General features: G+C 70.4%; 13 protein-coding genes. 9 read left to right on the forward strand and 4 right to left on the reverse strand.

Annotation, left to right across the window (positions count from 1 at the left end):
- Positions 1 to 208 precede the first annotated feature (208 nt).
- Both G6N16_RS02110 and G6N16_RS02115 read left to right on the forward strand, forming a co-directional pair.
- Positions 209 to 1,429 carry a PucR family transcriptional regulator gene (locus tag G6N16_RS02110; protein WP_083033384.1) on the forward strand — a complete coding sequence of 407 codons (1,221 nt, stop codon included), beginning with the start codon at positions 209 to 211 and terminating at the stop codon, positions 1,427 to 1,429.
- Positions 1,404 to 1,790: a hypothetical protein gene (locus tag G6N16_RS02115; RefSeq protein ID WP_133053009.1), complete on the forward strand. Its 387-nt coding sequence runs from the start codon at positions 1,404 to 1,406 to the stop codon at positions 1,788 to 1,790. The genes G6N16_RS02110 and G6N16_RS02115 overlap by 26 nt, the downstream gene beginning before the upstream one ends.
- On the opposite strand, the gene G6N16_RS02120 is transcribed toward G6N16_RS02115, so the two are convergent.
- Positions 1,791 to 2,708 carry an NAD(P)H-dependent flavin oxidoreductase gene (locus G6N16_RS02120; protein WP_083033381.1) on the reverse strand — a complete coding sequence of 306 codons (918 nt, stop codon included), beginning with the start codon at positions 2,706 to 2,708 and terminating at the stop codon, positions 1,791 to 1,793. It lies immediately after the preceding gene.
- Positions 2,709 to 2,713: 5 nt separating this feature from the next.
- A complete protein-coding gene (locus G6N16_RS02125; protein WP_083033390.1) occupies positions 2,714 to 3,160 on the reverse strand; it encodes a pyridoxamine 5'-phosphate oxidase family protein in 447 nt (148 codons plus the stop codon).
- Positions 3,161 to 3,907: 747 nt separating this feature from the next.
- Here G6N16_RS02125 and G6N16_RS02135 point away from each other — a divergent pair.
- The 7 genes from G6N16_RS02135 (at position 3,908) to G6N16_RS02165 (ending at position 18,705) form a co-directional block, all read left to right on the forward strand.
- Complete coding sequence (locus tag G6N16_RS02135) at positions 3,908 to 4,339, forward strand: GtrA family protein (RefSeq protein WP_083033379.1); 432 nt, start codon at positions 3,908 to 3,910, stop codon at positions 4,337 to 4,339.
- Between the two features lie 60 nt (positions 4,340 to 4,399).
- A complete protein-coding gene (locus tag G6N16_RS02140; protein WP_163787737.1) occupies positions 4,400 to 5,800 on the forward strand; it encodes a decaprenylphosphoryl-beta-D-ribose oxidase in 1,401 nt (466 codons plus the stop codon).
- Between the two features lie 60 nt (positions 5,801 to 5,860).
- Positions 5,861 to 6,640, forward strand: coding sequence for a decaprenylphospho-beta-D-erythro-pentofuranosid-2-ulose 2-reductase (locus G6N16_RS02145; RefSeq protein ID WP_083033375.1), 780 nt, complete (start codon positions 5,861 to 5,863; stop codon positions 6,638 to 6,640).
- 89 nt (positions 6,641 to 6,729) lie between these two features.
- Positions 6,730 to 8,559 carry a galactan 5-O-arabinofuranosyltransferase gene (locus tag G6N16_RS02150; RefSeq protein WP_234806017.1) on the forward strand — a complete coding sequence of 610 codons (1,830 nt, stop codon included), beginning with the start codon at positions 6,730 to 6,732 and terminating at the stop codon, positions 8,557 to 8,559.
- The gene (locus G6N16_RS02155) at positions 8,556 to 11,786 is read left to right on the forward strand and encodes an arabinosyltransferase domain-containing protein (RefSeq protein WP_083033371.1); all 3,231 of its coding nucleotides are present in this window, start codon (positions 8,556 to 8,558) and stop codon (positions 11,784 to 11,786) included. The genes G6N16_RS02150 and G6N16_RS02155 overlap by 4 nt, the downstream gene beginning before the upstream one ends.
- A 422-nt stretch (positions 11,787 to 12,208) precedes the next feature.
- Positions 12,209 to 15,457 (forward strand): arabinosyltransferase domain-containing protein, encoded by a 3,249-nt coding sequence (locus G6N16_RS02160; RefSeq protein WP_234806016.1) that lies wholly within the window; start codon positions 12,209 to 12,211, stop codon positions 15,455 to 15,457.
- Positions 15,454 to 18,705 (forward strand): arabinosyltransferase domain-containing protein, encoded by a 3,252-nt coding sequence (locus G6N16_RS02165; RefSeq protein ID WP_163787738.1) that lies wholly within the window; start codon positions 15,454 to 15,456, stop codon positions 18,703 to 18,705. The genes G6N16_RS02160 and G6N16_RS02165 overlap by 4 nt, the downstream gene beginning before the upstream one ends.
- 21 nt (positions 18,706 to 18,726) lie before the next feature.
- Here the strand turns inward: G6N16_RS02165 and G6N16_RS02170 are convergent, their stop codons facing one another.
- Together G6N16_RS02170 and G6N16_RS02175 are read right to left on the reverse strand one after the other, a co-directional pair.
- Positions 18,727 to 20,145 carry a phytoene desaturase family protein gene (locus tag G6N16_RS02170; RefSeq protein WP_083033062.1) on the reverse strand — a complete coding sequence of 473 codons (1,419 nt, stop codon included), beginning with the start codon at positions 20,143 to 20,145 and terminating at the stop codon, positions 18,727 to 18,729.
- Complete coding sequence (locus tag G6N16_RS02175) at positions 20,138 to 21,946, reverse strand: DUF3556 domain-containing protein (RefSeq protein WP_083033061.1); 1,809 nt, start codon at positions 21,944 to 21,946, stop codon at positions 20,138 to 20,140. Before G6N16_RS02175 ends, G6N16_RS02170 begins: the two co-directional genes overlap by 8 nt.
- Positions 21,947 to 21,964: the final 18 nt, after the last annotated feature.

A 21,964-nucleotide genomic window follows, 5' to 3' on the forward strand; every position in this document is an offset into this window, starting at 1 on the left:
TGGTAGTTACGCCAGCGACAACGGCGGACCGGCGCAGCCCGGAAATCAATGCCCGTGCTTCGCCCCGCCACACTCAATACAGATATCAGATATTCGCGCGCGAATCGACGGTTCCCGTCGGAATGTATTTCGGCACAAGGTAAATGGTTTTCCATTGTGCCAAATAACAATCGCCGATGGCGAATTAATACCGGGTTACACTCCCCCCATGCCCGCCTCGGACAGCCATCAACGCCTCGCCGACCTCGGCGCGATGCTGGAAAACCAGATCGACGAGTTGAGCCGTCAGGTGCTCGCACGCATCCGCTCCGACATCGCGTTCTACCGGGACAACGACGTGATCACCGACGACGACCTGCTGCGGTCGGCGGCAGCAAACTTCCGGTACGTCTTCCGCTCGCTCGCCGACGACGACTTCGACACCAGCCCCTCGGAGGAGCTCGGCAGCGCCCGGGCCCTGGCCGGCGTCCCCCGCTCGGCGGTGATGGACGCCTACCGGATCGCCGCGCACAGCGCGTGGGACCAGATGATGGGCAGACCGCCCGAGAACCGACTGGACCGGGCAACGCTGCTGGCCGCGACGGCCCGGTTCTGGGAGGCCCAGGACCGTTACACCGACGCGATGACCACGGCCTACCACGACACCGCCACCCGCCTGGTGCTGGAGAACGCCGCGGAGGCGGCCGCCCTCACCGAGGCGCTGCTGAAGGGCCAGCCGCTCGGCGACTACAGCGTGTGGGACGTCGCGTCGCTGTTGCAGCTGCCGACCCGGGGACCGTTCGCGGTGATCGCGGCCGCGCCGCCACGAGTGGGCCGCCAGCCGCTGCCCGGAATCGACCCGATGTTGCGCAGTCTGGAAGTGTCGTCGGCCTGGCGCCTGCAGGCCGACCTGCTCATCGGCATCGTGGCGCTGCCGTCGGCGACCCTGCTCGAGCAGGTGGTGCAGCTGCTGGAGCGGGCCACCTCGACCAACGTCGGGGTGAGCCCGCTGTTCTACCGGTTGCCCGACACCGCGACCTACCTGCGCTACGCCCGGGTCGCGATGGCCGCGCCGACCGGATCGGGCGCTCGAGTGTGCGTCTTCCAGGATTCGCTGCTGGCAGTGGCCGCGGTGAGCTCACCGGAGGTGAACCGGAAGATCACCGAAGTCACCCTGGGTTCGTTCCGCACCCTGCCGGTCGAGGAACGCCGCACCCTGCAGGAGACGTTCTCCGCCTGGGCGGACAACGCCGGATCGATCCCGGCCACGGCCGCCGCGCTGTTCTGCCACCCCAATACCGTGCGGAATCGATTGCACCGCATCGAGGAGCACACCGGCCGCTCCCTGACCTCGCCGCGCGACCTCGCCGAACTGTGCCTGGCCTTCGAGACCGCCGCGCACCTGCCCGAGGACCCCGCCGACGGTGACACCGGAACGGACCCGGCTTGATCGACCCGGGCGGGCTCGCGGGACCGCTGCGCTGCTGATCCTGGGCGTGGGCCTGACGGCCGCCGGGCAGCTGCTGCCGGCGCGCACCCGCAGCGGCACCCGGCTGGTCGCCGCCCTAGCCGGCATGCGGGCCCAACTGGCGCAGCTGGAGCCGGCCCGCGTCGAGGCGAACGCGCAGCCGGTGCTGTTCGGGCGCGGGCTTCCCTACGCGCACAGCCTGGGTGAGCTTCGAATGTGGCTGCACCGCTGGGACGGCGGCCCGCAGTCCACCGATTGGTACCGCCCGGCGGGCAACCGTCCGCTCGCCGCCGGACTGCCCGTGCTCGCCGCTCTGCTCGACGGCATCGCCGCCGACAACTGATCAGCCCAGCCGGGCCAGGCCCGCGTCCAGCGCGGCCTGCGCGCCGCGCCAGGTTTCCTCGACGATCGTCGCCACCGGCAGGATCTCGGCGATCCGGGCCGACACCTGTCCGCAGTTGCCGACGCTGGCGCCGAAATCGCCCTCGAAGTACAGCTCGGTGATCCGGCCCAGCAGCGGCGGTGCCTCGGTAGCGCCGGCCAGCTCGGCCGCCATCCCGCGGTGCAGTACCCGCATGGTCGGGTTGCCGGGCAGCGAGATCAGCCGAGTGCCGTCGTCGGTGGCGGCCAGCACCGCGTCCTTGTAGTTGCCGTGCACCCGGGACTCGACGCTGCTGAGCATCCGGGTGCCCATCTGCACACCCTCGGCGCCGAGCACCACCGCCGCTGCGGCCGACCGCCCATCGCAGATGCCGCCCGCGGCGATCAGCGGGATGTCGAACCGTTCGGCCACCGCCGGCAGCAGCACCATGGTGGAGGCGCCGTGGCGGCTCTTGAACCCGCCGCCCTCGACGCCCTCGACCACCAGCGCGTCGACCCCTGCCGCGACCGCCTTCTCCGCGGCCCGCACCGAGCCGACGACATGCACGACGACCATGCCGGCGTCGTGCAGCCGGTCGGTGAACACCGCGGGGTCCCCGGCCGAGCTGAACACGTATCGCACACCCGCCCCGGCCAGGATGTCGACAATCGACGGGTCGTTCTTCCAGCCCTGGATCATCAGGTTCGCCGCCACCGGGCGGTCGGTCAACTCGCGCACCCGCAGCAGGTCGGCGCGGCCCCCGGGGCTGATCGTCTCGATGACGCCGAGCCCACCGGCCGCCGACACCGCGGCGGCCAACTCCGCCCGCGCGATGTAGGTCATCGGCGCCTGGACCACGGGATATTCGACCCCGAGCAGCTCCTGGATCCGGTTGGGCACCGGGATCAGCCCGGGACGGAGCCCGCGTCGGGCTCCGGGCCGAACGCGAACCGCCGACCGCTGACCGTCGTCGGGCGGATCCGCACGTAGCGCAACTTGACCGTCGCCAGCCACGGGTACAGGCCGGCGCGGTCGGCCTCCTCGATTTCCTCGCTGCCGTAGAGCACTTCGGCCTTGCCGCGCACGATCACACTCCACCCGGTGGCGACGCCGTGGTCGTCGGCCTCGAACACCACCTGCGGGCTGGTGCTGGCGCCGAACAGCTTCGTGCCCTCGGCGGTGCGGAACAGCAGGGTGCGGTTCTGCACGACGAAGTTGACCGGGAAGATTTCTGGCTGCCCGGCGACGACGGCGACGAACCGGCCCAGTGCGGCGCCGGCCAGCAGGTCCCAACTCTCGTCGTCGGACAGTACGGTGATCGGCTGCTCATCGGGATTGGTCACGGGTGCCATCTTGGCCTGTGTCGGGGCTCCGCGCCAGGGAACAACGGCCTCGATTGCCGGAACCGGCTCCGCGGCAGTGCCATCAGCGCCTTCCGCGCGCAGCCGGGCCAGCTCGGCGGCCAGGTTCTCCCGGGCGGTTTCCTCCCAGCGCCGCCGGCCGGTCACGGTGAAAAACAGTGACCGGGCGGCCAGCAGCGTTTCGATCACCACCGCCCGGCCGGTGCGGAACACCAGATCGGGAATGTGCAAATACTCGGCGCGGATAGCGGCCGAGTTGGCCCGGTACCGTTCCGGGTCCACCGCCAGTGACGACAGGTCGGCGTCGGAGAGCACGGCACCGTTGCGGTCCTCGGGGCCCGGGTCGTGGCGCACGGTCATCCGGATCAGCCGGGCCACCTCGGCGACCAGCGCCGGCGGCAGCCCGAGGGCGGCCAGTTCCGTCTCGGCCTTGACCGCGGACTGTTCCTCGTCGTCGGGGGCGCCGTTGTAGACCGCGTCGTGATACCAGGCGGCCAGCCGCACCGCGTCGGGGTCCTCGGCGTCCTCCGCGAGCTCGTCGACGCGGGCCAGAACTTCCTGCAGGTGCTGCACCGAGTGATACCGCCGAGAGGGGCCCGACCAGGCCGCCACCAGCTCGCGACCGGTCGCCAGCACCACGTCCCCGGTCGCCCCCAGCCGCGCCAGCAGCTCGCGCCATGCCTGCTCGAGATCCACCACGGCTCCATCCTGCCCCAACCGCGCCGTACCATACCGCCGATGCCCCACGAACCCGCCGCCTCGCAGAGCCCGCCGCCCGACCGGCTGACGCTGGGCACCCAGGTGTTCCGGTTCGTGGTCACCGGCGGGTTGTCGGCGATCGTCGACTTCGGGCTGTACGTGCTGCTATACAAGGCGGCCGGCGTGCAGCCGGATCTGGCCAAATCCATCAGCTTCATCGCCGGCACCACCACCGCCTACCTGCTCAACCGCCGCTGGACGTTCCAGGCGCCGCCCAGCACTGCCCGGCTGATCGCGGTCTGGGTGCTGTACCTGACCACGTTCGCCGTCCAGGTGGGCCTCAACCACCTGTGTCTGCGGCTGCTCGGCGATTCCATGCTCGGGGTGGCGACGGCCTTCGTCATCGCCCAGGGCACGGCCACCGTGATCAACTTCGTGGTCCAGCGTGCGGTCATCTTCCGCCTGCACTGAATTGAGGATCACCGGAGGAATGCGGCCCCGCGGGCGAACTCGGCTAACCTTTGCTGTGTTATGTCTAGCCAGCTTCCTCTGACCCGCCGCGCGCTGACCGGGTTCGGCCGCACCGCCCCGTCGGTGGCCAACGTGTTGTCCACCCCCGACGTCGAGGTGATCGCCGAGGCGGTCCGCCGGGTCGCCGACGCCGACTCCGCCAGCCCCGCACACCTGCGCCGCGGCATTCTCGGCCGCGGCCTGGGCCGGTCCTACGGTGACCAGGCCTGCAACGGCGGCGGCATCGTCGTCGATATGACGGCGCTGAACCAGATCCACTCGATCGACGCGCAGAACGCCATCGCCGATGTGGACGCCGGCGTCAGCCTCGATCAGCTGATGAAGGCTGCGCTGCCGTTCGGGCTGTGGGTCCCGGTGCTGCCGGGCACCCGGCAGGTCACCGTGGGCGGCGCGATCGCCTCCGATATCCACGGCAAGAACCACCACAGCGCCGGCAGCTTCGGCAACCACGTGCTGTCGCTGGATTTGCTGATGGCCGACGCCGAGGTGCACACGCTCACCCCGGACGGCCCCGATGCCGAGTTGTTCTGGGCGACGGTGGCTGGCAACGGGCTGACCGGCATCGTGGTCCGCGCGCGCATCGCGATGACCCGGACCGAGACGGCCTACTTCGTCGCCGACGGCATCGCCACCGCGGACCTCGACGAGACCATCGCGGTGCACCAGGACGGCAGCGAGGACCGCTACACCTACTCCAGCGCCTGGTTCGACCTGATCAGCGGCCCGCCGAAGCTGGGCCGCGCGGCCGTCAGCCGGGGCAACCTGGCCCGGCTCGACCAGCTGCCGCCCAAGCTGGCCAAGGACCCGCTGAAGTTCACCGCGCCGCAGCTGCCGGCGATCCCGAACCTGTTCCCGATCAACTTCATGAACAAGGCGTCGTTGGCGCTGATCGGCGAGACGTTCTACCGGATGAGCGGGAACTACTCGAACAAGGTCGTCAACCTGACCCAGTTCTACCACATGCTCGACATCACTACCGGGTGGCAATATGCCTACGGCCCAAAGGGTTTCGCACAACACCAGTTCCTGGTTCCGCCGGACGCCCTGGAGGAGTTCAAGTCGATCATCCGGTGGATGCAGACCCAGCGCCAGTACTCCGCGCTCAACGTGTTCAAGCTGTTCGGCCCGGGCAACCGCGCCCCGCTGAGCTTCCCGATGAAGGGCTGGAACGTCGCCCTGGACTTCCCGAACAAGCCGGGTGTCAACGAGTTCCTCAACGAACTCGACAACCGGGCAATGGAATTCGGCGGCCGGGTGTACACCGCCAAGGACTCCCGGGTCAGCGCCGAGCGGTTCCACCAGATGTATCCGCGCATCGGCGAGTGGATTGCGCTGCGGCGCAAGGCCGATCCGAACGGCGTGTTCGCCTCCGATATGGCGCGCCGGCTCGAACTGCTCTGACGATCCCCCGACGCGACGCCAGCCGACCACCAGGAACGCCCGACCCCCGAAGGACAGACCTTGATCGACGCCACCGGTAATCCCCAGACCATCCTGCTGCTCGGCGGCACCTCCGAGATCGGGCTGGCCATCGTGGCGCGCTACCTGCGCAATGCGCGCGCCCGGGTGATCCTCGCCGACCTGCCGGGCGCCCCCAAGCGCGACGCCGCGATCGCCGCGATGACCGCCGCCGGCGCCAAGGATGTCCGCTACCTGGACTTCGACGCCCTGGACACCGCCTCGCACCCGGGCGTCATCGACGCCGCGTGGGCCGACGGTGACGTCGATGTGGCGATCGTCGCGTTCGGAGTGCTCGGCGACGCCGAGGAACTGTGGCAGAACCAGGCCAAGGCGGTGGCGGCCGTCGGCATCAACTACACCGCCGCGGTGTCGGTCGGTGTGCTGATCGGGCAGAAGATGAAGGCCCAGGGCTTCGGGCAGATCATCGCGATGAGTTCGGTGGCCGGGGAGCGGGTCCGCCGGTCCAACTTCGTCTACGGCTCCACCAAGGCCGGGCTGGACGGCTTCTACCTCGGGCTGGGCGAGGCCCTGGCCCCCGACGGCGTCCGCGTGCTGGTGATCCGGCCGGGACAGGTGCGCACCAGCACCACCCTGGAGCACTGGGCCGCCACCGGCGCGAAGGAAGCGCCGTTCACCGTCGACGCCGACGAGGTCGCCGAGCTGGCGGTGACCTCCGCCCGGGCCGGCAAGACGCTGGTGTGGGCGCCCGGACAGGTGCGCTACCTGATGTCGGTGCTGCGCCATATCCCGCGGCCCGTCTTCCGCAAGCTGCCCCTCTAGAGATGGTGACCGCGACCGCCGGGGCCGGGGTGGACCCGTCGGCTGCCCGCAGGCCCGCGGTGGCCACCGGGCTGGCCGCCGCCGGTGCAATGGCGGCCGCCGCCGGCATCGCCGTCGTCGTCTCGGTGGTCGCGCTGGCCGCGATCGGCCGGGTGGAATGGCCGGCGTACCCGTCGTCGAACCAGCTGCACGCACTGATCACCGTCGCCCAGTTCGGTTGTCTGGCAGCGCTGGTCGGGGCGGGCTGGTGGTACCGCCGCGGTAGCCACCGGGCGGCCTGGTGCACGGCGGTGACCGCGGTGTCGGCGTTCTCGGTGGGCACCCTCGGCATGGCGCTGGGCGCGACCAATCTGTACCTGTTCGGGGTGTCGGTGGATCAGCAGTTCCGCACCGAGTACCTCACCCGGCTCACCGACAGCCCGACGCTGCGCGATATGACCTACACCGGGCTGCCGCCGTTTTATCCCCCGGGCTGGTTCTGGCTGGGCGGCCGGGCGGCGGCGCTGACGTCCACCCCCGGCTGGGAGATGTACAAGCCGTGGGCGATCACCTCGATCACCATGGCGGTCGCGGTCGCGTTCGCGCTGTGGGCTCGGCTCATCCGCTTCGAATACGCCCTGGTGGTCACCGCGGCGACGGCGGCGGTCACCCTGGCCTATGCCTCCACCGAGCCCTACAGCGCGATCATCACCGTGCTGCTGCCGCCGGTACTCGTGCTGACCTGGTCGAGCCTGAGGACGACGGCGCCCGGCGGCCGGGCCGGGATCGTCGGCGCCGGGATCTTCCTCGGCGTCACCGCCACCTTCTACACGCTGCTGTTCGGGCTGGCGGCGCTGACCGTGACGGTGATGGCCGTGGTGCTGGCCGTCGCCCGGCGCAGCATCGGCCCGCTGCGGCGGCTGGCGGTGATCGCGGTGATCGCCGCGCCGCTGGCCGCGATCGGCTGGGGGCCGTTTCTGCTGCGCGCGGCGCATTCGCCCATGTCGGACACCGGCAGCGCCCAGCACTATCTGCCCGCCGACGGCGCCATCCTGAACTTCCCGATGCTGCAGTTCACCCTGCTCGGCGCGCTGTGCTTGCTGGGCACCGGCTGGCTGATCCTGCGGATCGGCACCTCGGTGCGGGCCCAGGCGCTGGCGATCGGGGTGTCCTGCATCTACCTGTGGTCGCTGCTGTCAATGCTGACCACACTGGCCGGCACCACCCTGCTGTCCTTCCGGCTGCAACCCACGCTGACCGTCCTGCTGGCCGCCGCCGGCGCCTTCGGCTTCATCGAACTGGCCACCGCGATCGCGACCCGGTGGAGCCGGCGGCTGCTGCCGGTGGCGGCGGTGATCGGCTTCGTCGGCGCGATGGCGTTCTCCCAGGACATCTCCGAGGTGCTGCGCCCCGACCTGGCGGTGGCCTACAGCGACACCGACGGCGCCGGGCAGCGCGCCGACCGCCGCCCGCCGGGTGCCGAGCGCTACTTCGCCGAGATCGACGCCGCGATCACCGCGGCCACCGGAGTGCCGCGCGACGAGACCGTCGTGCTGACCGCCGACTACGGCTTCCTGGCGTTCTACCCGTACTTCGGTTTCCAGGGTCTGACCTCGCACTACGCCAACCCGCTGGCCGAGTTCGACAAGCGCGCGGCGGCCATCAAGGGCTGGTCGGAACTCAAAGCCGGCCCGCACACCACCCTGTCCGACGCCTTCGTCGCCGAGCTCGACAAGCTGCCCTGGGCGCCGCCGACGGTGTTCCTGCTGCGCCGCGGCAACACCGGCACCTACACCCTGCGGCTGGCCGAGGACGTCTACCCCAACCAGCCCAACGTGCGCCGCTACACCGTCGAACTGGATTCCGCCCTGTTCGCCGGGCCGCATTTCGCCGTCAAGGACATCGGCCCGTTCGTGCTGGCCATCCGGACGGCTCAATGACCAGCGAATTACCATCTACCTCCGTGGCCACCACTCCCAGGAATGACTACCGCACCGCGCGGATCATCGCGGTGGTCGCCGGACTGCTCGGCACCCTGCTGGCGCTGGCCACCCCGCTACTGCCGGTCAACCAGACCACCGCGACGCTGAACTGGCCCCAGCACGGCGAATTGAACTCCGTCACCGCCCCGCTGATCTCCTATGTCCCCACCGAGCTGGACATCACCGTGCCGTGCGAGCTGGCCGCCGGGCTGACCGGCAACCGCACGGTGCTGCTGTCCACGGTGCCCAAGCAGGCCGCCAAGGCCGTCGACCGCGGTCTGCTCATCCAGCGCAACAACGACAACCTCTCGGTCATCGTGCGCAACACGCCCGTCGTCGCCGCGAAGATGGCGGCGGTGCTGTCGCCGTCGTGCCGGGAGCTGACCTTCTCCGCCCGCACAGACGCGGTCACCGCCGAGTTCGTCGGGCTGACCGAGGTGGACTCGATCGACCCGTCCGGCGCCGACCCGGCCAAGCCCCTGCGCGGCCAGCTGCCCGGCGGCTACGACTTCCGGCCGCAGATCATCGGGGTGTACACAGACCTCGACGGGCCGGCCCCGGCCGGCCTGAGCTTCTCCGCGCAGGTCGACACCCGCTACAGCAGCGCCCCGACCACGCTCAAGCTCATCGCGATGATCCTCGGCCTGCTGTGCACGGCGGTGGCCCTGGGCGCCCTGCATGTGCTGGACACCGCCGACGGGGTGCGGCACCGGCGATTCCTGCCGGGGCGCTGGTGGTCGATCACCGGGCTGGACGCGCTGGTGACCGCGGTGCTGGTGTGGTGGCATTTCGTCGGCGCCAACACCTCCGACGACGGCTACATCCTGACCATGTCCCGGGTCTCCGAGCACGCCGGATACATGGCCAACTACTACCGCTGGTTCGGCACCCCGGAGGCCCCGTTCGGCTGGTACTACGACCTGCTGACCATGTGGGCGCACGTGACCACCGCCAGCGTCTGGATGCGGCTACCGACCCTGCTGATGGCACTGGCCTGCTGGTGGGTGATCAGTCGCGAGGTGATCCCGCGCCTGGGCCGGGCCGTCAAGGTGTCCACGGCCGCCCACTGGACCGCGGCGGGCATGTTCCTGGCGTTCTGGCTGCCGCTGAACAACGGCCTGCGGCCCGAGCCGATCATCGCCGTCGGGATCCTGCTCACCTGGTGCTCGGTGGAACGCGCCGTGGCCACCAGCCGGTTGCTGCCGGTCGCGGCCGCCCTGATCATCGGTGCGCTGACCCTGTTCTCCGGTCCCACCGGCATCGCCTCGATCGGCGCGCTGATGGTGGCGATCGGCCCGCTGCGCACCATCCTGCACCGGCGCTCGGCCCGGTTCGGGCTGGCGCCGCTGCTGGCGCCGCTGGCCGCGGCGGCGACGGTCACCGCGATCCTGATCTTCCGGGACCAGACGCTGATCGGCGAACTGCAGGCCAGTTCCTTCAAGTCGCTGGTCGGGCCCAGCCTGAGCTGGTTCGACGAGCACACCCGCTACGAGCGGCTGTTTATGGCCACCCCGGACGGGTCGATCGCCCGCCGGTTCGCGGTGCTGGCACTGCTGGCGTCCCTCGGCGTGACCGTCGCCATGATGCTGCGCAAGAACCACATCCCGGGCACCGCGGCCGGCCCGGCGCGGCGCATCGTCGGCATCACCGTCATCTCGTTCCTGGCGCTGATGCTCACCCCCACCAAGTGGACGCACCACTTCGGCGTGTTCGCCGGGCTGGCCGGGTCGATCGGTGCGCTGGCCGCCGTCGCGGTGACCGCGCACGTGATGACCTCACGGCGCAACCGGACCACCTTCGGGGCGATGGTGCTGTTCGTGCTGGCGCTGTCGTTCGCCAGCGTCAACGGCTGGTGGTACGTGTCGAACTTCGGGGTGCCGTGGGCCAACGAGTTCCCGGCCTGGCACTTCGGGTTCACCACCATCCTGCTGGGCTTCTCCCTGCTGGCCCTGCTGCTGGCGGCCTACTTCAACTTTTCCGCCCGCGCCGACAAACCGTGGCGGCCGACCCGCGCCGGCAAACTGCTGCACTCGCCGTTGGCGATCGCGGCCTGGGCGATGGTGCTGTTCGAGGTGTTCTCGCTGACGCTGGCCATGGTCAACCAGTACCCGGCCTGGTCGGTGGGCCGGTCCAATCTGGCCGCGCTGACGGGGCAGACCTGCGGGCTGGCCACCGACGTGATGGTCGAGCAGGATCCCAACGAGGGACTGCTGGCACCGGTCAACGGGCCGACAGGAACCGCGCTGGGCGCCACCACCGCCATCGGCTTCACCCCCAACGGGATCCCGTCGGACATGTCGCCGGACGCCGTCGTCGGCCAGCCCGGCATCGGCCTGCAGAACGACACCGACGCCAACCCGGTCACCGGCAGCGAGCCGTCGACCGGCGGCGGCACCACCGTGACCACCGGCGTCAACGGGTCGCGCGCCCAACTGCCCTACCGGCTGGATCCGCAGCGGGTGCCGGTGCTGGGCTCCTGGTCCTCGGGGGCTCAGCAACCGTCGACGCTGCGCTCGAGCTGGTACCGGCTCGGCGCCCGTGACGCCGACCACCCGCTGCTGGTGGTCTCCGCGGCCGGCCGGTTCGGGCCCGGCGAGGTGGTGGTGGAGTGGGCCGGCGACGACGGCAACCCGGCCGGCCGGCTGGGCTTCGCCGACGTCGGCGCGGCGCCGGCCTGGCGCAATCTGCGCGCACCGATGGCCGCGATCCCCGCCTCGGCCACCCAGATCCGGCTGGTCGCCAAGGACAACGACCTGGCGCCGCAGCACTGGATCGCGGTCACCCCGCCGCGAGTGCCGTCGCTGGAGACCTTGCAGGAGGTCGTCGGCTCGAACGATCCGGTGATGCTGGACTGGCTGGTGGGCCTGGCGTTCCCGTGCCAGCGGCCGTTCGGGCACCAGAACGGCGTCATCGAGGTGCCCAAGTGGCGGATCCTGCCCGACCGGTTCGGCGCCGAGGCCAACTCTCCGGTGATGGACTACCTCGGCGGCGGGCCGCTGGGCCTGACCGAGCTGCTGTTCCAAGCGGTCACCGTGCCGACCTACCTGCGCGACGACTGGTTCCGGGACTGGGGTTCGCTGCAACGCCTGGAGCAGTACTACCCGAGCGCCCAGCCGGCGGAGCTGGAGCTGGGCACCGCGGTGCGCAGCGGCTGGTGGACCCCGGGCCCGCTGCGCAAGTCCTGAACCCCGGGCGGTTCGGCGAGGCTCGGCGGAGTGGACGCGAGCTCAGCGAGTGGCCGCGGAGCCGAGGGGAAGCCGGGACCGCCCCATCAAACCGGGCAATTCCGTCCGGCGAGGGGACAGTTACTGCACGAACGCTCTATGGCGTCCGCTTCGGGTCGAGCCGTCCCGGCCTTTTGTGTTCCTGGTTGGCCACTCGTGCACCAATTGGCCGCTCGCAGCCGATTCGCCCGGGTCACCGATGGGTATCAACTGAAGCGCCGCGCCGCACGCGTCGTCGGTGCGCCCAGGCCCGTCGAATAGCATGAGCCCTCGTGCCCGACCACCGACTTCCGCGTTCCGCCCGGGCGGGCGCAGCCAAGACTGCCCGGCTTGACGGCGGTAGTTCCCCGAGGAACCAGCCGGGCGCCGTCCGAACCGCCCGGCTGATCGCCCTGCTCGCCGGGTTCGCCGGTGTACTGCTGTGCGCGCTGGCCCCGCTGCTGCCGGTCAAGCAGACCACCGCCACCATTCTGTGGCCGCAGACGCCCGATGTCGTCGGCAACATCACCGCCCCCCTGGTCTCCGGCGCACCGTTGTCGCTGGACGCCACCATCCCGTGCACGGCCGTCGCGACCCTGCCCGCCGCCGGCGGCCTGGTGCTGTCCACCAACCCGCCGGGCGGCATCGACGCCGGCCGCAACGGCCTGTTCATCCGGGCCACCGCCACCGACGTGTCGGTCGCCATCCGGGACACCGTCGCCGCGGTCGCGCCGCGCGCCCAGGTCAACAGCGGCGCCTGCACCGCCATCCACGTGTGGGCCGACCTCGGCGGCGTCGGTGCGGACTTCGTCGGCATCCCGGGCGCCACCGGCACCCTGCCCATGGACAAGAAGCCGCAGGTCACCGGGATTTTCACCGAGCTGAAGGTGCCGCCGCAGCCCGGCCTGAGCGCCCGCGTCGACGTCGACACCCGGTTCATCACCCACCCCACCGTGCTCAAACTCGCGGTGCTGGTGGCCGGAGTGCTGTGCGTGCTGCTGTCCATCGCCGCGCTGGCGTTCATCGACGCCGCCACCACCCGGCGCATCCCGCGTGCCTGGAGCCGATTGTGGCGGGTCGGCCCGTGGCACGCTCTGGCCGATATCGGCGTGATCGGCACCCTCGTGCTGTGGCACCTGATCGGCCCGATCTCCGCCGACGACGGCTACAACACCACCATCGCCCGGATCTCCGGCGAGGCGGGCTACACCGCGAACTACTACCGCTACTTCGGTGCCACCGAAGCGCCGTTCGACTGGTACCAGTCACTGCTGGCGGAGCTCACCCACGTCAGCACCACCGGGGTGTGGCTGCGGCTGCCCGCCACCCTCGCCGGCATCGCCACCTGGCTGATCCTGAGCCGGTTCGCCTTCGCCCGCCTCGGCGCCCGGCTGGCCGGCAACCGGATCGCCGTACTGACCGGGGCCGCGGTGTTCCTGGCGGCCTGGCTGCCGTTCAACAACGGTCTGCGCCCCGAGCCGCTGATCGCCTTCGGCACGCTGGCGATCTGGGCCCTGGTCGAATACGCCATCGGCACCCGCCGGCTGGCGCCGGCCGCGCTAGCGGTCATCGTCGCGGTGTTCAGCATGACCACCGCACCCCAGGGCCTGGTGGCACTGGCGCCGCTGCTGGTCGGCGCCCGCAAACTGTTCGCCGTCGCGAAGTCCCGGCGCGCCGAGGCGGGACTGTGGCCGCAGCTAGCGCCGCTGGCCGGCGCCCTGTCGCTGATCTTCGTGCTGATCTTCCGGGACCAGACGCTGGCCACCGTCGCCGAATCGGCCCGCATCAAGTACGTCATCGGGCCCACCATCGCCTGGTACCAAGACTTCCTGCGCTACTACTTCCTGACCGTCGAGGAGAGCGTCGACGGGTCGATGACCCGACGCTTCGCGGTGCTGGTGATGATGCTGTGCCTGTTCGGCACGCTGACCGTGCTGCTGCGCCGCGGCGGAGTGCCCGGCGGCGCCAGCGGCCCGATCTGGCGGCTGATCGGCTCCACCGCCATCGGCCTGCTGCTGCTCACGTTCACCCCCACCAAGTGGGCCGTGCAGTTCGGTGTGTTCGCCGGCCTCGCCGGGGCGCTCGGCGCGGTGACCGCGTTCGCGTTCGCCCGCGTCGGCCTGCACTCGCGCCGCAACCTGGCGCTGTATGTCACCGCGCTGCTGTTCGTGCTGGCCTGGGCGACGTCGGGGATCAACGGCTGGTTCTACACCGGCAACTACGGCGTCCCCTGGTTCGACAAGCAGCCGGTGCTCGCCGGGCACCCGGTCACCACCATGCTCCTGGTCGCCGCCATCGCCACCGGCCTGCTGGCCGGCTGGCTGCACTTCCGCATCGACTACGCCGGGCACACCGAGGTGGCCAACACCCGTCGTAACCGGGTGCTGGCCTCGACGCCGCTGCTGGTGGTGTCGCTGCTGATGGTGATCCTGGAAGTCGGGTCGATGGCCAAGGCGTATGCCCAGCGCGACCCGGTGTACACCACCGCCGGCGCCAACATCGCCGCCGTGCGTTCCGGGGATGCCTGCGGCATGGCCGACGCGGTGCTGGTCGAATCCGACGTGAACGCCGGCATGCTCACACCGGTGCCGGGCCAGCGCTTCGGAAAGTACGGCCCGCTGGGCGGGGAGAACCCCGTCGGCTTCACTCCCAACGGGGTCAACGACACCCTGGAGCCGGCCGAACCCGTCGTCGGCAACCCGGGAACCGTCAACTCCGCCGGTCCACCGGACAAGCCCAACGTGGGTGTGGCCTACGCCGCCGGCACCGGCGGCGGGTACGGGCCCGTCGGCGTCAACGGCTCCAATGTGTTCCTGCCGTTCGGGCTGGATCCCGCCCGCACCCCGGTGATGGGCAGCTACGGCGAGAACTCCGCGCACGCGACGGCCACCTCGGCCTGGTACCAGCTGCCCCCGCGCACCCCGGACCGGCCGCTGGTCACCCTGGCCGCCGCCGGGTCCATCTGGTCCTTCGACGAAGAGGGCGCCTTCAACTACGGCCAGTCGCTGAAGCTGCAGTGGGGTCACGACGACGGCAACGGCCACTTCACCGTGCTGCGCCCGCTGGTGCACCCCGGCAACGTCTCCGGCCCCGACCTGGTCGAGCCGATCGACGTCATCCCGCAGAAGGCGTGGCGCAACCTGCGCTTCCCGCTGGCCTGGGCGCCGCCGGAGGCCAACGTCGCCCGGATCGTGGCCGACGACCCGAACCTGTCGGAGGACCAGTGGTTCGCCTTCACCCCACCGCGGGTGCCGATCCTGCAGACCGCGAGTGAGTTCCTCGGCGCCTCGACGCCGGTGCTGATGGACATCGCGACCGCCGCCAACTTCCCCTGCCAGCGGCCGTTCGCCGAGCACCTCGGGATCGCCGAACTCCCCGAATACCGGATCCTGCCGAACTTCAAGCAGATCGTGGTGTCGAGCAACCAGTGGCAGTCCGCGCAGGCCGGCGGGCCGTTCCTGTTCATCCAGGCGCTGCTGAGCACGGCCACCGTCCCGACCTACCTGCGCGATGACTGGTATCGCGACTGGGGGTCCATCGAGCGCTATATCCGCGTCGTGCCCGCGTCTGCGGCGCCCGATGCCGTCATCGACACCGGCGTCCAGCGCGTCTTCGGCTGGTACCGCCCCGGACCGATCAGGGCACTGCCATGACCACGACCATCCCGTCCCCGCCCGCCCCGGCGGCCGCCCCCGAACCGGTGCCGGCGCTCCCGCGCGACGTCACCGTGGCCCGCTGGACGGCGCTGATCGCCGGGCTGATCGGGTTCGTGCTGTCGGTGTCGATCCCCTTGCTGCCGGTGGTGCAGACCACCGCGACGCTGAACTGGCCGCAGAGCGGCACCTACGGCAACGTCACCGCGCCGCTGATCTCCCAGGCGCCGGTGACGCTGACGGCGTCCATCCCGTGCTCGGTGATCGGTGAGCTGCCGCCGTCGGGCGGTCTGGTGCTGGGCACCGCGCCCGCCAAGGGCAAGCAGGCCACCCTCAACGCGCTGATGGTGACGGCGACGGCCACCGACGTGAACATCACCGACCGCAACGTCCCGGTGGCCAGCGTGCCGCGGCGGACGGTGCTCGGCAGCGCCGACAAGCCCGGCTGCTCCCGCATCGACATCACCTCGTCGGAGGCCGGGACATTCGCCGAGTTCGTCGGACTGACCGATCCCAAGAACGGCGGCCCGCTGCGCACCGGTTACCCGGACCCGAACCTGCGCCCAGCGATCGTCGGGGTGTTCACCGACCTGACCGGCCCGGCCGCCGACGGCATGAGCTTCTCGGCGACCATCGACACCCGGTTCTCCACCACCCCGACCACGCTGAAGCTGGTCGCGATCATTCTGGCGGTGCTGGCCACCAGCATCGCGATCCTCGCGCTGTGGCGCCTCGACCGGCTCGACGGCCGGGGCATGCGGCGGCTGATCCCGGGCCGCTGGCGCACCTTCACCCTGGTCGACGCCGTGGTGATCACCGGGTTCGTGATCTGGTACATCGCCGGGGCGAACTCCAGCGACGACGGCTACATCCTGGGCATGGCGCGGGTCGCCGACCACGCCGGCTACATGTCGAATTACTTCCGCTGGTTCGGCAGCCCGGAGGACCCGTTCGGCTGGTACTACAACCTGCTGGCGCTGATGACTCACGTCAGCGACGCCAGCCTGTGGATCCGGCTGCCGGATCTGGTGTGTTCACTGGTCTGCTGGCTGCTGCTGTCGCGTGAGGTGCTGCCCCGGCTCGGTCCCGCGGTGCATCAGTCGCGGCCCGCGCTGTGGGCGGCGGGGATGGTGCTGCTGGCGGCCTGGATGCCATTCAACAACGGCCTGCGCCCGGAAGGCCAGATCGCCACCGGCGCGCTGATCACCTACGTGCTGATCGAGCGGGCCATCGGCTCGGGCCGGCTGACCCCGGCCGCGCTGGCGATCGTCACCGCGGCGTTCACCCTGGGCATCCAGCCGACCGGGTTGATCGCCGTCGCCGCGCTGGTCGCCGGTGGCCGCCCCATCCTGCGGATCCTGGCCCGTCGGCGACGGGTGGTCGGCACCTGGCCGCTGCTGGCGCCGTTGCTGGCCGCGGGCACGGTGGTGCTGGCGGTGGTGTTCGCCGACCAGACGCTGGCCACCGTGCTGGAGGCCACCCGGATCCGCACCGCGATCGGACCGAGCCAGGAGTGGTACACCGAGAACCTGCGCTACTACTACCTGATCCTGCAGACCGTCGACGGGTCGATATCGCGGCGGTTCGGGTTCTTCATCACCGCGCTGTCGCTGTTCACCACGATGTTTTTGATGCTGCGCCGCGGTCGGGTGCCCGGGGTGGCGCGCGGGCCGGTGTGGCGGCTGATCGGCATCATCTTCGCCACCATCTTCTTCCTGATGTTCACCCCCACCAAATGGGTGCACCACTTCGGGCTGTTCGCCGCCGTCGGCGCGGCGATGGCCGCGGTGGCCACCGTGCTGGTGTCGCGGGTGGTGCTGCGCTCGGCGCGCAACCGGATGACGTTCCTGGCGGCGCTGCTGTTCGTTATGGCGCTGACCTGGGCGTCCACCAACGGCTGGTGGTACGTCTCCACCTACGGGGTGCCGTTCAACAACGACGTGCCGGCCGTCGGCGGCATCACCATCTCCACGATGTTCTTCGCCGCGTTCGCGGTCACGGCGATCTACGCGTTCTACCTGCACTTCGCGCCGCCGGGGGCCGGTGACGGGCGACTGCCCCGGGCGCTGACCGCCGCGCCGATCCCACTGGCGGCGGGCTTCATGGTGCTGACGTTCATCGCCTCGATGCTGATCGGGGCGGTCCGCCAGTACCCGACGTACTCGAATGCCTGGGCCAACCTGCGGGAGCTCGGCGGCGGCTGCGGCATGGCCGACGACGTCCTGGTCGAACCGGATCCCAACCAGGGTTTCCTGACGCCCGTCGGCGGCCCGTTCGGTGCGCTGGGGCCCCTCGGCGGGGACAAGCCGGTGGGCTTCACACCCAACGGGGTGCCGGACAAGATCGTCGCCGAGTCCATCCGGCTGAACACCCCGAAGCCGGGTACCGACTACGACTGGGATCAACCGGTCAAACTCAAGACCCCCGGTATCAACGGGTCGACGGTGCCGCTGCCCTATGACCTGGACCCGGCGCGGGTTCCGGTGGCCGGTTCCTACCGCGACGGCTCCCAGCAGCCGGCACTGCTGACCTCGGCCTGGTACCAGTTGCCGGCGCCCGACGATGCGCACCCGCTGGTGGTGATCACCGCCGCGGGCACCATTACCGGCGACAGCGTCGCCAAGGGCCGCACCGAGGGTCAGGCCGTGCAGCTGGAGTACGCGCGCACCGGCCCGGACGGCGCCCCGGTTCCGGCGGGCCGGCTGACCCCGTACGACGTCGGCCCCACCCCGTCGTGGCGCAACCTGCGCTACCCGCGTTCGGCCATGCCCGACGATGCGACGTTCGTCCGGGTGGTGGCCGATGACCGGTCGCTGAGCCAGGGCGACTGGGTAGCCGTCACCCCGCCGCGACTGCCCGAGGTCCGGTCGGTCCAGGAGTACATCGGCAAGGACCAGCCGGTGCTGATGGACTGGGCCGTCGGGCTGGTGTTCCCGTGTCAGCGGCCGATGCTGCACGCCAACGGCGTCACCGAGATCCCGAAGTTCCGGATCAGCCCGGACTACTTCGCCAAGTTGCAGTCGACCGACACCTGGCAGGACGGCATGAACGGCGGCTTGCTGGGCATCACCGACCTGCTGCTGCGGGCGCATGTGATGGCGGCCTACCTGTCGCGGGACTGGGGCCAGGACTGGGGTTCGCTGCACCGGTTCGACACCGTGGTAGACGCCACTCCCGCCCAGATCGACCTGGGCACCGCGACGCACAGTGGGTTGTGGAAGGACGGGAAGATCCGGATCAAGCCGTAGCCGCTGCCCGCGACCGCGACCTCAGCCGCGGCGGAGCCGGGCGAGCGCCAGCTCGGCGGCGTTGGCGCCGCACATGCCGTGTGCGCCGGGACCGGGTGGCGTGGCCGCCGAGCAGATGTACATCCCGGGGACGCCGATGGTGTACGGCGACAAGGTGGTTCGCGGGCCGAACACCAGTTGCCGGACATCCTTGGCGCCGGTGTTGATGTCACCGCCGACGTAGTTGGCGTTGTAGACCGACATCTCGGTGGTCGTGCGGACCGCCCGGCCGACGATGCGGTCGGAAAATCCGGGGGCGAACCGTTCGATCTGGGCGACGATCGCCTCGGTGGCATCCCCGGCGTAGCCGTTGGGCACATGCGCGTAGGCGGAGACGGGGTTGATGTCACCCACGCTGCGCTGCGGATCCGCCAGGTACTGCTGGAAGGCCAAGACGAACGGCCGCTGCGGCATACGGCCCCGGTGGATGTCGCGTTCGGTCGCGGCGAGCTCGGCGAAGTCACCGCCGAGATGCACCGTGCCGGCCCGGCGCGCCGCCTCGTTGCTCCACGGCACTTCGCCGTCCACGGCGAAGTCGACCTTGAAGGCCCCCGGGCCGTAGCGGAACCGGCGAAACGCCCGGGCCACCCGCGCGGGCAACCGGTCGCCCAGGATGGCGGCGATCGCGGTTGGTGCCAGGTCGAACATGACGATGTCGGCGGTGGGCAACTGGTCGTACGCGGTCACCCGCACACCCGTCTCGATCCGGCCGCCGAGTTCGGTGAGCCGCGCTGCCAGCGCATCGGTCAGGGCCTGCGAACCACCCGCAGCGACCGGCCACCCGTTGGCGTGGCCGGCGGTGATGATGCCCAGCCCGATCGCCGAGGTCAGGGGGCGGGTCAGCGGCTGGAAGGTATGGGCGGCGACGCCGCCGAACAGGGCCCGGGCCTGCGGCGTGCGGAAGCCACGGGCGAGGACCGCGGCCGGCAGCACCGTCGGGGCACCGAATCTGGCCAGGCCGATCGGGTGGTGCGGGACCCGCAGCAGCGGACCCATGATGTCCTCCGACAGGGTGCCAAACCGTCTGGACGGCCCGCCGAACAGTGCTTCCCAGCGGCGGCCGTCGGCGCCGAGCCCGGCGGCGGTGTCCTGCACCGACCGGTGCAGTGCCCCGGCGCTGCCGTCGTCGAGCGGGTGTACGCAGTCGATCTCGGTCCACCGCCACTGCAGGCCGTGGCGGTCCAGGCCCTGCTCCCTGATGAATCGGGAGCCGGCGGGCATGACGTGGATGGCCGCGCAATGGTCGAAAACCAGGCCCGGCCGGATGCTTTCGCCGGAGCGGACCCCGCCGCCGATCCGGTCGGCCGCCTCCAGCACCGTCACCCCGATGCCGGCCGCGGCCAGGGTGATCGCGGCGGACAGCCCGTTGGGGCCCGCGCCAACCACGACGGCGTCAGGCACCCTGTCCCGCCTGCCCGCCGGTGGCCATCGGCGTGAGGAACTCGGTGTTGGCCCGGCGCCAGGTGACGTTCACCGGGATCGGTCCGTTGGGCAGCCAGGGCTGCTCGGTGACCAGGTCCGCGACGTTCCAGGTGCCCCGTTCGACGACGCCGAGCGCCGCATCGATCACCTTGTACTCCTGGGTCATCCGGTGGACCGGCTGCGATTCGACCCACACGACGACGAGTTCGCCCGGTTGAAACTGCGCCTCGGTCTGGATGGCCCGGATCAGGTCTTCGTCGTGCAGGTGTCCGTCGCCGAAGTTGAACCCGATGATCGTGTTGCAGGCCATCTCGCCCTCTCGCACGGTGCGGCTGTCGATGTCCGGAAGGTCGCGCAGCAGAACCGAATAGAGACCGCGCCCCTGGCTGTGCAGGGCGCGCCACGCCGTCACCTGCTGGGTGAACACCTCGGCGTCCACCGGGTCCCAGCCGAACGCGATGTACTGGTCGACGGTGTTGGGCGCCGACCGGGTGACCCTGTTCAGCTTCTCCTCGGCGCCGGGCGTGAAGGTCCACACCGCCGAAGCCCAGTTACCCGCGTACTGTCGCATGGCGGGCAGGAAGGACACCAGGTCCGGGCGCAGATTCCCGAGTATCGGGAAGAAGCAGAGGCCGATCAGCAGCGCGACGGTCAGCCACGGGGAGGACATGTCGGAGATCCCGTAGCCCTGCCAGGACGGGAATCCGGCGAACAGGAAGACGGTGATGTAGGCGAACAACACGTTCCATTCCAACGGCACGGCCAGCGGGAACGTCGAGATGATGAACAGGTGGAAGCAGACCATCAGGGCGCCGGCCGCATACGTGAGCCATGGCCAGGGGGACAGCAGCAGGGTCAGCGGTGCGACGATCTCCACGACGCTGCCCGGGCCGTGTGCCATGAACGACGCCAGGTGCGACGGTCGTAGGTCGTCGGGGAAGTCCCGGTAGTGGGCCCGTTTGATCCACCTGGCGGGGATCGACGGGCTGTTGCTGACCATCGGCGCGATGACATTGGTGAAGTGCACGCCGAACTTGGAGATACCGGCCCAGATCCACACAGTGCAGATCAGTAGCTTGCCGGCGATGATCATGTCGACGAACGGCAGCGTGGTGAAGAACAGCAATGCGGGCAGGTACTGCTCACCGCGGGCCGCGAGGAAGATCGTCTTGTCCCGCAGCCCGATCAGCACCAGCAGGACCATCGGCGCGATCAGCAGGGCGGGATCGACCAGCCCCGAGGTGTTGTCCGGCAGTGCCATCGACAGCGAATCGCTGTGTACGCCGGGGCAGACCAGCGCCAGCACGACGGCAGCGGTCAGCGCCAGGTAGACGGCGACGTCGAACCAGGTGCGCCGGTCACCGCCGGTGAACGGGACGGCCCGCCACGGACGCAGCCGGATGGTGTGCGGTCTGGCCCAGAATCGGTAGCCACCGGTCATCGGTTTGGTCTTGCCCGCCAGCGGCCCCCACGAGCCGGCGAGGCCGAGCAGTTCCAGCAGCAGGGTCCACAGGATCAGCTTCTGGTACACGATCGGCTGGTCCCACCACTGGGAGACATGCCAGAACGCGGGCAGGTGCGAAGTGGCGGTGGCGATCACCACGCCGCCCAGCGCGTAGAAGACGACGAGTTTCACGATGTAGACGACGTGGATCATCCGCGGAACGCCGAGGCCGGAATCCACCCATTTGGTGGTCATGATGCGCAGCCGCTCGGTCAGTGGGCTGCGCAGAAGGTCCTCGAGGTCGCCCTCGGGAAGGGTGGGTCGGACGAATCCCATGCTCAGCTCCTTTCGGTG

This window comes from Mycolicibacterium insubricum, assembly GCF_010731615.1.
GTDB classification, from domain to species: domain Bacteria; phylum Actinomycetota; class Actinomycetes; order Mycobacteriales; family Mycobacteriaceae; genus Mycobacterium; species Mycobacterium insubricum.

Coding starts and splice junctions, on each gene's coding strand:
- G6N16_RS02150 (WP_234806017.1), top strand. CDS start 6,730: ATGGCGGCCGCCGCCGGCATCGCCGTCGTCGTCTCGGTGGTCGCGCTG.
- G6N16_RS02155 (WP_083033371.1), top strand. CDS start 8,556: ATGACCAGCGAATTACCATCTACCTCCGTGGCCACCACTCCCAGGAAT.
- G6N16_RS02125 (WP_083033390.1), bottom strand. CDS start 3,160: ATGGCACCCGTGACCAATCCCGATGAGCAGCCGATCACCGTACTGTCC.
- G6N16_RS02110 (WP_083033384.1), top strand. CDS start 209: ATGCCCGCCTCGGACAGCCATCAACGCCTCGCCGACCTCGGCGCGATG.
- G6N16_RS02175 (WP_083033061.1), bottom strand. CDS start 21,946: ATGGGATTCGTCCGACCCACCCTTCCCGAGGGCGACCTCGAGGACCTT.
- G6N16_RS02140 (WP_163787737.1), top strand. CDS start 4,400: ATGTCTAGCCAGCTTCCTCTGACCCGCCGCGCGCTGACCGGGTTCGGC.
- G6N16_RS02135 (WP_083033379.1), top strand. CDS start 3,908: ATGCCCCACGAACCCGCCGCCTCGCAGAGCCCGCCGCCCGACCGGCTG.
- G6N16_RS02165 (WP_163787738.1), top strand. CDS start 15,454: ATGACCACGACCATCCCGTCCCCGCCCGCCCCGGCGGCCGCCCCCGAA.